Raw genomic sequence first — 12,619 nt, 5'->3', positions numbered from 1 at the left:
CCATGCAGTTCGGACGCACCTACGAGGAGTTCGAGGTCGGCGCGGTGTACAAGCACTGGCCCGGCAAGACGGTCACCGAGTACGACGACCACCTCTTCTGCCTGCTGACGATGAACCACCACCCGCTGCACATGGACAGCAACTACGCGGAGAAGACGACCGACTTCGGCCGCAACGTGGTGGTGGGCAACTACGTCTACTCGCTGCTGCTGGGCATGTCGGTGCCCGATGTGTCGGGCAAGGCGATCGCCAACCTGGAGATCGAGTCGCTGCGCCATGTGGCGCCGACCTTCCACGGCGACACCCTCTACGGCGAGACCACGGTGCTGGACAAGACCCCGTCACGGTCGAAGAACGACCGCGGCATCGTGTACGTGGAGACCAAGGGCTACAAGCAGGACGGCACCCTGGTGTGCGTCTTCCGCCGCAAGGTGATGGTGCCCACCGAGACGTACGTCAAGGAGCGCGGCGGCGAGCAGCCGGGCCGCCCCGACCTCGTCGAGCCCCCGCGCAAGGCCGACGCGAAGCCGGCGGACACGCAGAAGACGGAGAAGTAGCCATGGCACGACTGGCGCAGACCCACGGTCTGACCGACGTCCAGCAGGAGATCGTCTCCACCGTCCGCGACTTCGTGGACAAGGAGATCATCCCGGTCGCCACCCAGCTGGAGCACAAGGACGAGTACCCGCAGGACATCGTGGACGGGCTGAAGGAGCTGGGGCTCTTCGGTCTGATGATCCCGGAGGAGTACGGCGGGCTCGGCGAGTCGCTGCTGACCTATGCGCTGTGCGTGGAGGAGATCGCCCGCGGCTGGATGTCGGTGTCCGGCATCATCAACACCCACTTCATCGTGGCGTACATGCTCAAGCAGCACGGCACCCAGGAGCAGCGGGACACCTTCCTGCCGCGGATGGCGGCCGGCGAGGTGCGGGGCGCGTTCTCCATGTCGGAGCCGGCGCTCGGCTCGGACGTGTCGGCGATCACGTCGAAGGCGGTGAAGGAGGGTGAGGAGTACGTCCTGAACGGCCAGAAGATGTGGCTGACCAACGGCGGCTCGTCCACTCTGGTCGCCGTTCTGGTGCGGAGTGACGAAGGACACCCCGAGGGCACCGCCCCGCACAAGTCGATGACCACCTTCCTGGTGGAGAAGGAGCCCGGGTTCGGCGAGGTGCGGCCGGGGCTCACCATCCCCGGCAAGATCGACAAGATGGGCTACAAGGGGGTCGACACCACCGAGCTCATCATGGACGGCCTGCGCGTTCCGGCCAATCGGGTCCTGGGCGGCACCACCGGCCGGGGCTTCTACCAGATGATGGACGGCGTCGAGGTGGGCCGGGTGAACGTGGCCGCCCGTGGCTGCGGAGTCGCCCAGCGTGCTTTCGAGCTGGGTGTGGCGTACGCGCAGCAGCGCCACACCTTCGGCAAGGCCATCGCCCAGCACCAGGCCATCCAGTTCAAACTGGCTGAAATGGCTACCAAGGTGGAGGCCGCCCATGCGATGATGGTGAACGCCGCACGCAAGAAGGACTCCGGGCAGCGCAACGACCTGGAAGCAGGGATGGCGAAGTACCTCGCCTCCGAATACTGCAAGGAGGTCGTCGAGGACGCCTTCCGTATCCATGGCGGATACGGGTTCTCGAAGGAGTACGAGATCGAGCGCCTCTACCGCGAGGCTCCGATGCTGCTCATCGGTGAAGGTACCGCCGAGATCCAGAAAATGATCATCGGTCGGCGGTTGTTGGAAGAGTACCGGTTCCAGGGCTGAATGTCGCTTTTCGGTCGGTTTGGCCGCGAAGAAGATCACACCCTGTCATCGTCTTCCGGCCTCCGACTCGGCTTCTGGCTTTCCCAGTTGCGGGCCGCACCCGATAGCATCGCTGAAAAGCCGCCGTCCCCCGTCACCCGCGCGGCGCCATCCGCTACGAAGGTCATCCATGCCCCACAGCCAAACCTCTGCATCTCGCGACAGCCTCTCTGGCATGAGCATCGCTCGCGGAGCATCGCCGTGGCTTCTGCCGACCGTCGCCACCGCTGCCCTCAGCCTCGCCCGCTCCCGCCGCTCCAAGGGGGCCAAGGCGCTGGCCGTGCCGGCCACCGCGCTGGCCGCCGGCATGCTGTGGTTCTTCCGCGACCCCGAGCGCGAGATCGCTCAGGGCCGGGTCATCTCGCCCGCCGACGGTGTGGTGCAGAGCATCATGCCGTGGAAGGACGGCCGGACCCGGGTCGCCATCTTCATGAGCCCGCTCAACGTCCACGTCAACCGCGCCCCGCTGGCGGGCACGGTGACGTCGGTCGAGCACATCCCGGGCGGGTTCGTGCCGGCGTTCAACAAGGAGAGCGAGAACAACGAGCGCGTCGTCTGGCACTTCGACACCGAGCTCGGTGACATCGAGATGGTGCAGATCGCCGGCGCCGTGGCCCGGCGGATCGTGCCGTACATCCCGCAGGGCACCAAGGTCGAGCAGGGCGAGCGCATCGGTCTGATCCGCTTCGGTTCGCGGGTCGACATCTACCTTCCGGAAGGTGTCGAGGTGGACGTCGAGGTCGGTCAGACCACGACCGCGGGGGTGACTCGCATTGACCGTGATTGATCCCGAGACACCGGCGAACTGGGTGGCCGACACCGAGGACGACGAGACCCGGGAGGAGACCGAGGACATGCCGCTCTCACTGCGGCTGTCGATAGCGGACACCCTCACCCTGGGCAACGCGACCTGCGGTTTCATGGCGGTGTACTTCACCACCACCGGCATCCTGATCCCGCACCTCACCGGCAGCGACGAGTCCGGCATGGCCCGGCACTCGGCCGCCACCGCGGTGATCCTGATGCTCTGCGCGGCGGTCTTCGACCTCTTCGACGGGCTGGTGGCGCGCAAGCTCCGCAGCTCCCCGATGGGCGCCGAGCTGGACAACCTGTCGGACCTGATCAGCTTCGGTCTGGCCCCGGCGTACTTCGTGCTGGTGTACGGGATGGTCGCGGACGACGCGCACCAGCGGGTGTCCGCGGTGGCCGCGATCGTGGTGCTGCTGGCGGTGGTGCTGCGGCTGGCCCGGTTCTCCTGTGTGACGGTGAGAGACGGCGTCTTCCAGGGCATGCCGAGCCCCTTCGGCGCGCTGACGGTCGTCTCGATCGTGCTGCTTGAGCTGCCCTTCGTGCCGACGCTGCTGGCGATCATCGGCACCGCCTGGCTGATGGTGAGCCGGGTGGAGTACCCCAAGCCGCGCGGGATCCTCGCGGTGGCGATGCTCAGCTGGATCGTCGGCGCCATGGGCATGCTGGTGGCCTGGGCGTTCGACGCCCCCGGCGGGCAGCTGCTGCTCCAGATGGGCTGTGTGCTCCAGGTGGTGCTGGGCGCCGTGATCCCGCTCTTCGCGACCGCCCGGCGGGTGAACACCTTCCGCGGCAACCGGCGCGAGAGCCGGGAGGCCCGGACGGCGCAGCTGCCCTGACAGACGCGGCTGCCCTGGCAGACGCGGAGAACGAGGGGCCCGGTGGCGAACACTCGCCACCGGGCCCTTCGTCGTTGCCGGGGGCCGGGAACGAGCCGGCCGCCCGCCCCGTACGCCGCCCAGACCCGCCGGGTGCCGCGCTCCAGCTGCTCGGCGACCCCGCGCCACCAGCCGGCCGCGTCGGCCCGGGGGTGTTACGGGACGGAGTGGTGCTGTTACGCGGAGATGCGCCGCCCCGGGTCGTGGGCGGCGTCATCCGTGCGTAACGGGTCAGCGCAGGAAGTCCCGGGCGAGGTTCTCCGCGGCGCGCTCCAGCAGCGGGCCCGCCTCGGCCATGGACCTGGCCGGGTCCGGCTCCAGCTCGGCCAGCGCGTAGGCGCGGCGGATGCCCGCCCGGCCCAGCGCCTCCGGCGGCAGCGCGAGCCGGCCGCAGACCGCGACCGTCTCCACCCCGGCCTCCCGGGCGGCGGCGGCCACCCCCGCCGGGGCCTTGCCGTGCAGGGTCTGCTCGTCCAGCGAGCCCTCACCGGTGATCACCAGGGTGGCCCGGGCCAGTGCCGGGGCGAAGCCGAGCACATCCAGCATCACATCGATCCCGGGGCGGAAGCTCGCGCCGAGGCCCACCAGGGCGCCGTAGCCGATACCGCCGGCGGCGCCCGCGCCGGGCGACTCGGCCAGCTCGGCCGCGTCCGGCACGCCCGAGGCGGCGAGCACCGAGGCGTAGTGCGCCAGGGCCGCGTCCAGATCGGCCACGTCGTCCGGTGAGGCGCCCTTCTGCGGGCCGTATACGGCCGGGGCGCCCTTGGGGCCGGTCAGCGGGTTGTCGACATCGCTGGCGAGGACCAGCTCCACCTCGGCGAAGCGGGGGTCGAGCCCGGAGAGGTCGGCGGTGGCGAGCTGCTTGAGCCCCCCGCCGCCCGGGCCCACCGGTGCGCCGTCCGCGTCCAGGAACCGGGCGCCGAGGGCGGCGAGCATCCCGGCGCCGCCGTCGGTGGTGGCGCTGCCGCCGACCCCGAAGACGATGGTGCGGGCGCCCGCGTCCAGGGCGGCCCGCAGCAGCTCCCCGGAGCCGTAGGTGGTGGCGCTCAGCGGGGCGAGCCCGTCCCTGGGGAGCAGCTGGAGCCCGGAGGCCTCCGCCATCTCCACCACGGCGGTGCCCTCGCGCAGCGCGAACGCCGCGGTGACCGGTTCGCCGACCGGGCCGGTGACCCGTACCTCGTGCCGGGTGAACCCGGCCGCCACCGCCGCCGCGACCGTGCCGTCCCCGCCGTCCGCGACGGGGAGCGTCTCCACTTCCAGATCGGGGACGACGCGGCGAAGACCGGCCGTCACACGCTCGGCGACCTGCACGGCCGTGAGCGAACCCTTGAACTTGTCGGCCGCGACCAGTACGCGCGCGGCCTCAGAAACTGCTCCGTCCGCCACCGTGGTATCCCTTGCTTTCGAACAGGCAGTCGCGCCGAGGCCGACCCTATCCGGAGGGCCGGAGGCCTGGCCAGCCCCGGCCGGACCGTATCCGCTGGTCGGACGGACCGAGAGGGCAAGGGGCGGTCCCGACGGTTTTCGGACGTGGCGGAATTCGCTCTTCCGCACGGCTCGCGTCGTTGGGCCGTTCGTGTGACGCTGGCCACTATGACGTGGGCATCGTGGACGACGACCGACGTGTACACGGGCAGTGGCGGGGTTCGCACCGACGAACTCGGCATCGTCACCGGCAATGTCACCGTGCACACCACCTGGGCGGGTGGCGAGGCGCTGATCGCCATCCAGTACAGCGGGGCCTCCGAGTGGTTCACCATGACCGGATCACCCGTGCCCTGCGCTTCGGAACGGGACAGCCGCGATCTGCATGAGGCGGTGGTGGAGGCGGTACGGGAGGGCCGCGGAGCCCGGGTGCCGACCCCGGTCGCCCGGCCACCGGGCTGAGCCCCCGGCACCCATGCGCGGGTGGCTAGGCTGCCGAGGGTGACCTCCAGCGACTACGCCACCTATATCGCCGGGCTCCCCCGGGTGCTCGCCGGCGCCGCCACGCTCTTCCGGGACGCCGGCGGCCGGGTGCTGCTCGTGCGGCCGAACTACCGCGACGGCTGGGCGCTGCCCGGCGGCACCATCGAGTCGGACACCGGGGAGACGCCCCGGCAGGGCGCCCGCCGGGAGACCCGCGAGGAGATCGGCCTCGACGTGGAACCGGGGCGGCTGCTGGTGGTGGACTGGGTGCCGGGCCCGGGCCGGCCGCCGATCGCCGCCTGGGTGTTCGACGGCGGGATCCTCGGCGAGGAGCAGCTGAGCGCCATCCGGCTCCAGGAGGAGGAGCTGCTGGAGTGGCGCCTGGTGGAGCCGGCCGAGCTGGAGCGGTATCTGCTGGGCCAGCTGCGCCACCGGGTGGCGGCGGCGCTGGAGTCGCTGGCGGCGGACGCCGGGGCGGTGGAGCTGGAGAACGGCCGCCGGCCGGGCGGACGTTGACACCTGCGGAAAAGGCGTTGGCGGGGGTGCGGGCCGGCTGCGTACGCTCGCGGGTATGACCCTCGTCGCCATCCTCAGCGGTGCCGGCATCTCCACCGACTCCGGTATCAGCGACTACCGCGGCCCCAACGGGCTGTGGACGCGCGACCCGGACGCCGAGAAGCTGGTGACCTACGCGTACTACATGGCCGACCCGGAGATCCGCCGGCGGGCGTGGCGGATGCGGCGCGACGGCCCGGCGCTGCGGGCCCGGCCCAACGCGGCGCACACCGCGATCGCCGAGCTGGACCGGACGGACGGCTTCGCGGTGCGGGTGCTCACCCAGAACGTGGACGGGCTGCACCAGCTCGCCGGGCTGCCCGACCGCAAGGTGCTGGAACTGCACGGCACCGCGCGGTCGGTGCTGTGCACCGGCTGCCACGCCCGCTCCCCGATGGCGGACGCGCTGGCACGGGTGGACGCGGGCGAGGAGGACCCGCCGTGCGAGGTGTGCGGCTCCGTCCTGAAGCCGGCGACGGTGATGTTCGGGGAGCGGCTGGATCCGGTGGTGCTGGGCCAGGCGATGGACATCGCCAAGGCGGCGGAGGTGTTCCTCGCGGTGGGGTCCAGCCTTCAGGTGCAGCCGGCGGCCTCGCTGGCGGGGATGGCGGCGGAGCACGGGGCGCGGCTGGTGGTGGTGAACGCCGAGCCCACGCCGTATGACGAGTTCGCGGACGAGGTGGTCCGCGAGCCCATCGGCACCGCGCTGCCGGCCCTGCTCGGGCAGTTGGCGTAGCCGCCGCCGGCCCGGGGCCCGGGGGTCAGAAGAGCGTGCCGGCCGCCGCCGGGCGCCTGCCCGTCCCGCTGGTGCCGCTTTCGAAGGCGAGCAGCCGGCGCTTGTTCTCCAGCCCGCCGCCGTATCCGGTGAGGCTGCCGTTGGCGCCGACCACCCGGTGGCAGGGCACGATGATGATCAGCGGGTTGCGGCCGTTGGCGAGGCCCACCGCGCGGGAGGCGGTCGGCGCGCCGAGCTCCCGGGCCAGCTCCCCGTAGCTGCTGGTCTGCCCGTATGGGATGGTCAGCAGCCGTTCCCAGACCCGCCGTTGGAACGGGGTGCCGGCCAGGTGCAGCGGCAGGTCGAAGGCGGTGAGCTGGCCGGCGAAGTACGCGTCGAGCTGGCGGACCGCCTCGGTGAACGGGCGCGGGTCGGGCTCACCGAAGGACTCCTCGGGCGGCCGGTACCGCTGCCCGGCCATGTACACCCCGCTGAGGACGCCGTGGGTGGCGACCAGGGTGAGCGGGCCGTAGGGGCTGTCGACCACGGTGTGCCGGCGGTGCATGACGGGTGCTCCTCAGCTGGGCAGGGTGTTGATCGGGTGGTTGTCAGTGGCCCACAGGTGCTGGACGGCGTACGCGCGCCAGGGCCGCCAGGGGGCGGTGCGGGCGGTGAGCGCGGCGGGGGTGGCGGGCAGGTCGAGCCGCTGGGCCGCCTTGCGGACGCCGAGGTCGGTGGCGAGGAAGGCGTCCGGGTCGCCGAGGGCGCGCATGGCGATGGTCTCGATGGTCCAGGGGCCGATCCCGGGCAGTTCGGCCAGCCGGGCGCGGGCCTCGTCCCAGTGGGTGTCCGGGCCGAGCCGTACGGTGCCGTCGGCGAGCGCGGCGACCAGGGTGGTCAGGGTGGTGCGGCGTTGGCGCGGCAGCGCCAGGGCCTCCGGGTCGAGGGAGGCCAGCGCCTCGGGGTCGGGGAAGAGGTGGGTGAGGCCGCCGTCCGGGTCCTCGACGGGCTTCCCGTGCGCGGTGACCAGCCGGGCGGCGTGGGTGCGGGCGGCGGCGGTGGAGACCTGCTGGCCGAGCACCGCGCGGACCGCGAACTCCGCCGGGTCGACGGTACGGGGCACCCGCCGGCCGGGGTTCTTCGCCACCAGCGGGGCGAGCACCGGGTCGGCGCTCAGCTGCTCGTCCACGGCGAGCGGGTCGGCGTCCAGGTCGAGCAGCCAGCGGCAGCGGTTGACGGCGAGGGTCAGATCGCGCGGGTCGGTGAGGGAGAGCCGGCAGCCGATGTGCCCGGGGCGCGGGGTGAGGGTGACGATGCCATGGCCGTGCGGCAGGGCGAGGGTGCGCCGGTAGGCGCCGTCGCGCCACTCCTCCACGCCCGGGACGCCGGTGGCGGCGAGATGGCCGAAGAGGTTGCCGGGGGTGAGCGGGGTGCGGTGGGGCAGCCGCAGCTCGATGGTTCCGGGGCTGGCCCCGTCGGCCCCCGCCCGGCGGGCCGCCCGGGCCCGCAGTTCACCGGGGGCGAGCGCGAAGACCTCGCGGACGGTGTCGTTGAAGGTGCGCACCGAGGAGAAGCCGGCGGCGAAGGCGACATGGGCGAAGGGCAGCGCGGTGGTCTCGATGAGCACCCGGGCCGTCTGGGCCCGCTGGGCGCGGGCGAGGGCGAGCGGTCCGGCGCCGAGTTCGGCGCGCAGCTGGCGCTCGATCTGGCGGGCGGAGTAGCCGAGCCGGGCGGCGAGGCCGGGCACGCCCTCGCGGTCCACCACCCCGTCGCGGATCAGCCGCATCGCCCGGGCGACGGTGTCGGCGCGGGCGTTCCACTCCGGTGACCCGGGGCTGGTGTCCGGTCGGCACCGCTTGCAGGCCCGGAAGCCGGCCCGCTGGCAGGCGGCGGCACTGGGGTAGAAGATCATGTTCTCGGCCTTGGGCGGCACGACCGGGCAGCTGGGCCGGCAGTAGATGCGGGTGGTGAGTACGGCGGTGAAGAACCAGCCGTCGAACCGTGCGTCCTTGGACCGCACGGCCCGGACGCAGTGCTCGGTGTCGGTGTGCATGGGATCAGCATCCAGCAGCGGCGGCCCCGGTCGCTGGCAGGAAAACGACATCGGCGGCGGGGGCTTTTCCGGCGCTCACGGACCGGGGGTCACACGGGCTGGATCCGGGTGCGCAGCAGGCAGAACTCGTTGCCCTCGGGGTCGGCCAGGACGTGCCAGCTCTCGTCACCGGTCTGGCCGATGTCCACCGGCTTGGCGCCGAGGGCGAGCAGTCGTTCCAGCTCGGCGTCCTGGTCGCGGTCGGTGGGGCTGACGTCGATGTGCAGCCGGAGCTTGGCCGGGCGGGGGTCGCCGGTCGGGCTGAGGATCAGGGTGGGCTGGGGGCCGCCGAAGCCTGCGTCGGGCGGGCCGATCTCGATGGATCCGTCCTCGTCCCGGTCGAGTTCCCCATAGCCGAGGACCTCGCTCCAGAAGGCGGCCAGCCGGCCGGGGTCCGTCGCGTCGATGACCAGTTCACTGATGCGGCATGCCATGGCCGTCACTGTACGAGATGGCCGCGTCGCGGTGCCCGTGGCTGACGTGGCCAAGGTCTCGTCGGCGCGCGGCGGCTCGGCTTGCGGCGACCGACGGGGCCCATGATGGGATGTGGTGATGCGATCCCCCACACGCATGACACCACAACGTCCCAATCCCTACGACGAACTGGCCGCGCTCGCCGACCCGGAGCCCGACTACGGCGCGGAGCCGGAAGTCGGGCGCGACGACTTCGCCGATCTGACCGGCGCCGTCCGCTCGGACCGCGAGCGGGAGGAGTGGTCCCCGCCCCGGCACCGCTCCCATCGGGGCAGGAGCCGGCTGGCGGGGGTGCCCGTGGTGCTGAAGCTGGGGGCGACCGCGCTGGTCGGCGCGGTGCTGCTGGTCGCGGGCGACCGGCTGGCCGTGGCGTACGCGGAGCAGAAGACCGAGGAGAAGATCCAGCAGTCGCTGCATCTGGCCGCCCGTCCGCAGGTGGACATCGACGGGTTCCCCTTCCTCACCCAGGTGCTGGACAAGCGGATCGACCGGGCGCGGGTCAAGGTTCCGGATGTGGCGGCGAGCAAGGTGTCGCTGGCCGAGGTGGAGGCGACCGCGCAGAACATCCATGTCGTCGGCGACCTGCCGAGCTCGGTGCAGGGGGCCGTCATCGACCGGATGGACGGTGACGTGCTGCTCTCCTTCGACGATCTCAGCCGTGAACTGGGCGCCTCCCAGCTGAAGTTCAGCAAGGCCGGGGAGCGGGAGGTGCTGATCACGGGCACCCTGCCGGTGGCCGGCCGGGAGCTGCGGCTCCAGGCGAGGGCGACGGTGGGGGCGGAGGGCGGCAGGTCGCTCTCCACGACGATCGCGGGGATGCGGCTGGATGTGCCGGGGCTGTTCACCTACCGCCCGGGTGAGGGCCCGAAGGCGGGGCTGCGGCTGCACCCGGCGGCCGCCCGCCGGATCAGCTCCACCGCCGCCGAGGCCAAGGCGCTGCTCGGGGTGCCCGCGCTGACCCAGCGGCTGGGGCTGCCGAAGTCGGCGGTGGATCGGGCGCTGCACGGCGAGGAGGAGCTGCACCGGTTGACCGGATCGCCGCGGTTCCTCCAGCAGTTGAGCCAGGTCAACCTGGTGGACCTGGTGGTCGAGCACCCCTGGCTGCTGGAGAAGGCGGGCATCGATCCCGGCCTGGTGGATGCCCTGCTGAAGCTGCGGCCGCCGGCTCTGACCGATCGGCTCTCCTTCTCGTACGCGCTGCCCGAGTCGGCCCGGGACATCCGGGTGCGGGATGTGTCCGTGGAGGAGTCGGGCGTCCGGGCCCGGTTGGTGGGCACGGGGCTGGCCTTCGGCTCGACGGACTGAGGCTTCTGAGGACCGGTGCTTTTCTGAGGACCAGCGCTTCTGACGGAGGAGTCAGCGGGGCTACGGCGCCTGGTAGAGGCCGCGGCCGGCGCGGTGGGCGCGGGAGGTGGCGACGAGCCGGTCCAGGGTGCCGCGTACGGTGTTGATGGCGTTGTTGGAGGTGTCCCGGCCCAGCAGCGCGGCCACGTCCCGGGCCCGCATCGCCGCTCCGCCGTGCGCGGCCAGGATGGCGGCCACCTGCTCGGTCAGTCCGCCGGGCCAGCCCGCGGGCCCGGCGTCCGCTCCCCCGATCGCCGCTGCGTGTGCGGGTGTTGGCCGGGGCGGGGCGGGCGAGGTGGCGGCGGTGAGGGCCTGGAGGGCGCCGAGGGCCGTGCGGACGGCGTCCAACCGGCTGGATACGGCCGCCAGTTCCCGTTCCAGATCCGCCTTGCACTGCTCCAGCCGGGGCAGTTCCTCCCTCAGCAGCGCGGCGGTGCTCGCCACGCTGTCCGTCCCGAGTGTCTGCGGCATGGCCCCTCCCATCGGGCGTCGCGGTTCGGTTTTCAACGGCCCAACGTGGAAAACGTCCACATGATAACGACCCCGGCGGGGGCAGGGAGGGCGGACGACGGGATCGGGACACCGGCGGGAGGGACGGACGTGAACGCGGGCATGGCGAAGGGCCCCGGACGCCTGAGCATCCGGGGCCCCGCTGTGAGCTGGTGCCGCTCGGGTCAGCCGATGGTGGCGCCGGTGGCGCTGAGCGCCTCGGTCACCGGCTGGAAGAAGGTCTCCCCACCCGAGGAGCAGTCCCCACTGCCACCCGAGGTCAGACCCACCGCCGCGTCACCCGAGAACAGCGAACCGCCGCTGTCCCCCGGCTCCGCGCACACATCGGTCTGGATCAGACCCTCCACCACATCACCGTTGCCGTAGTTCACCGTGGCGTCCAACCCCGTCACCGTGCCCTCATGCACCTGCGTCGTCGACCCCGACCGGGTCACCTTCATCCCCACGGTCGCCTCAGCCGCCTTCGCGATCGCCTGCGTCCCACCGCCGTACAGGTTCACCTCGCTCGGCGCCGACACATCACCCTCGTACTTCACCAACGCGAAGTCATTGCCCGGGAACTGCGAATCCACCATCTTCCCGACCGCCGCACCCCCCGCCGACTCCGACCACTCACTCCCCGCCTCACCGCAGTGCCCCGCCGTGATGAAGTGCGGCGCACCGTCCTTCACCACATTGAACCCCAGCGAGCACCGCCCCCCACCGGAGTGGATCGCGTCACCGCCGGAGAGGAAGGTGCGGAACTCGCCCTTGGTGCGCTTCAACTCCGCCTTGCCGCCCAGCTCCTTGACCGCCGAGGTCACCTTCGCCAGATCCGCACCCTTCACCGTGCGGTCCGCGGTCACGATCACCGTGTTGGTCTCCGGGTCCACCGCCCAGGAGGTCCCCGGCACCGACGCGTCCTTCTTCAGCTCACCACGGGCCGCCTTCAGCTCCGCCAGCGTGTGCTCCACGATTCTGGCCTCACCACCCGCCGCACGCACCGCGTCCGCACCCGCCTGATCCACCACGTTCACCACGAGCTTCTTCGCCGAGGCGTCATAGAACGCACCCGCCGCCTCGGCTCCCAGCTTGGACTCCAGCTTCGAGGCCAGCGAGCCGGCCGCCGCCACCGACAGGGGCCGGGGCTTCGCTTCCGCGCCCGGGTCCTGGCTGGCGTTCGCGGTCTGGATGGTCAGGCCCGCGCCGAGCAGGGCCGCTATGGCGCCGCCGGTCACAACTGCCGTCCGCCGCTTCGTCGTTCGACGATGATTCACTGTGTCGCCTTCCTGTGGGGCCGTGCCGTGCGGAGCGTGGGGCACCGGGTGGCACGGAGGATGGGCCGCTCACTATTCCGACGCCTCGGCGACGGCGACAAGTCTCATTGAGTGAGACGCACGTGACCTTCACACCGGTCACAACGGCGCCATGTTCACAACACAACGCAGCGCAGTGGTGCAGAAGCCCGGAAGGCGGCCGGGCGGGCGCGCGGAAGGATGGGCGCCTCTTCCGCTCCCTAGCAGAAGGAATGACCCATTCCGCCTGTGTGGAGG

At 71.9% G+C, this 12,619-nt stretch carries 14 protein-coding genes; 8 read left to right on the top strand and 6 right to left on the bottom strand.

Annotation, left to right across the window (positions count from 1 at the left end):
- The first annotated feature begins 2 nt into the window (after positions 1–2).
- The 4 genes from ABZ945_RS24835 to pssA all read left to right on the top strand — a co-directional run bounded on the left by ABZ945_RS24835 (position 3) and on the right by pssA (position 3,450).
- Entirely contained in the window at positions 3–557 is a 555-nt protein-coding gene (locus ABZ945_RS24835) for a MaoC family dehydratase (protein WP_361273438.1), read from the top strand.
- 2 nt (positions 558–559) lie between these two features.
- On the top strand, positions 560–1,765 hold the full coding sequence (locus ABZ945_RS24830; protein ID WP_361273435.1) for an acyl-CoA dehydrogenase family protein: 1,206 nt from the start codon (positions 560–562) through the stop codon (positions 1,763–1,765).
- Between the two features lie 169 nt (positions 1,766–1,934).
- A complete protein-coding gene (locus ABZ945_RS24825) occupies positions 1,935–2,591 on the top strand; it encodes a phosphatidylserine decarboxylase (protein WP_248634437.1) in 657 nt (218 codons plus the stop codon).
- Positions 2,584–3,450, top strand: a complete 867-nt coding sequence (gene pssA / locus ABZ945_RS24820; RefSeq protein ID WP_361273542.1) for a CDP-diacylglycerol--serine O-phosphatidyltransferase — start codon at positions 2,584–2,586, stop codon at positions 3,448–3,450. The genes ABZ945_RS24825 and pssA overlap by 8 nt, the downstream gene beginning before the upstream one ends.
- 270 nt (positions 3,451–3,720) lie before the next feature.
- On the opposite strand, the gene ABZ945_RS24815 is transcribed toward pssA, so the two are convergent.
- Positions 3,721–4,875: a glycerate kinase gene (locus ABZ945_RS24815; protein ID WP_361273430.1), complete on the bottom strand. Its 1,155-nt coding sequence runs from the start codon at positions 4,873–4,875 to the stop codon at positions 3,721–3,723.
- Positions 4,876–5,082: 207 nt separating this feature from the next.
- Between ABZ945_RS24815 and ABZ945_RS24810 the strand changes: the two genes are divergently transcribed.
- From ABZ945_RS24810 to ABZ945_RS24800, 3 genes are read left to right on the top strand one after another with little or no spacing between them, the layout of a single operon-like run.
- Positions 5,083–5,376: a hypothetical protein gene (locus ABZ945_RS24810; protein WP_361273427.1), complete on the top strand. Its 294-nt coding sequence runs from the start codon at positions 5,083–5,085 to the stop codon at positions 5,374–5,376.
- Between the two features lie 39 nt (positions 5,377–5,415).
- A complete protein-coding gene (locus ABZ945_RS24805; protein ID WP_361273424.1) occupies positions 5,416–5,913 on the top strand; it encodes an NUDIX hydrolase in 498 nt (165 codons plus the stop codon).
- 55 nt (positions 5,914–5,968) lie between these two features.
- Complete coding sequence (locus ABZ945_RS24800) at positions 5,969–6,688, top strand: Sir2 family NAD-dependent protein deacetylase (RefSeq protein WP_361273422.1); 720 nt, start codon at positions 5,969–5,971, stop codon at positions 6,686–6,688.
- Positions 6,689–6,713: 25 nt separating this feature from the next.
- Here the strand turns inward: ABZ945_RS24800 and ABZ945_RS24795 are convergent, their stop codons facing one another.
- The 3 genes from ABZ945_RS24795 to ABZ945_RS24785 all read right to left on the bottom strand — a co-directional run bounded on the left by ABZ945_RS24795 (position 6,714) and on the right by ABZ945_RS24785 (position 9,193).
- Positions 6,714–7,232: a methylated-DNA--[protein]-cysteine S-methyltransferase gene (locus tag ABZ945_RS24795; RefSeq protein WP_361273419.1), complete on the bottom strand. Its 519-nt coding sequence runs from the start codon at positions 7,230–7,232 to the stop codon at positions 6,714–6,716.
- Between the two features lie 12 nt (positions 7,233–7,244).
- Positions 7,245–8,720, bottom strand: coding sequence for an AlkA N-terminal domain-containing protein (locus ABZ945_RS24790; protein WP_361273416.1), 1,476 nt, complete (start codon positions 8,718–8,720; stop codon positions 7,245–7,247).
- An 89-nt stretch (positions 8,721–8,809) separates the two neighbouring features.
- The gene (locus ABZ945_RS24785; RefSeq protein WP_361273414.1) at positions 8,810–9,193 is read right to left on the bottom strand and encodes a VOC family protein; all 384 of its coding nucleotides are present in this window, start codon (positions 9,191–9,193) and stop codon (positions 8,810–8,812) included.
- A gap of 136 nt (positions 9,194–9,329) precedes the next feature.
- On the opposite strand from ABZ945_RS24785, the gene ABZ945_RS24780 reads away from it, so the two are divergent.
- Positions 9,330–10,538, top strand: coding sequence for a DUF2993 domain-containing protein (locus ABZ945_RS24780; RefSeq protein WP_361273412.1), 1,209 nt, complete (start codon positions 9,330–9,332; stop codon positions 10,536–10,538).
- Between the two features lie 60 nt (positions 10,539–10,598).
- Here ABZ945_RS24780 and ABZ945_RS24775 read toward each other — a convergent pair whose 3' ends face one another.
- Positions 10,599–11,048, bottom strand: coding sequence for a hypothetical protein (locus ABZ945_RS24775; RefSeq protein WP_361273409.1), 450 nt, complete (start codon positions 11,046–11,048; stop codon positions 10,599–10,601).
- A 203-nt stretch (positions 11,049–11,251) separates the two neighbouring features.
- Positions 11,252–12,343, bottom strand: a complete 1,092-nt coding sequence (locus ABZ945_RS24770; RefSeq protein WP_361273407.1) for a S1 family peptidase — start codon at positions 12,341–12,343, stop codon at positions 11,252–11,254.
- Positions 12,344–12,619 lie beyond the last annotated feature (276 nt).

Source organism: Streptomyces sp. NPDC046887 (assembly GCF_040644755.1).
Classification (GTDB): Bacteria; Actinomycetota; Actinomycetes; order Streptomycetales; family Streptomycetaceae; genus Streptomyces; species Streptomyces lichenis.
This window is presented reverse-complemented; position numbering and strand designations above follow the sequence as displayed.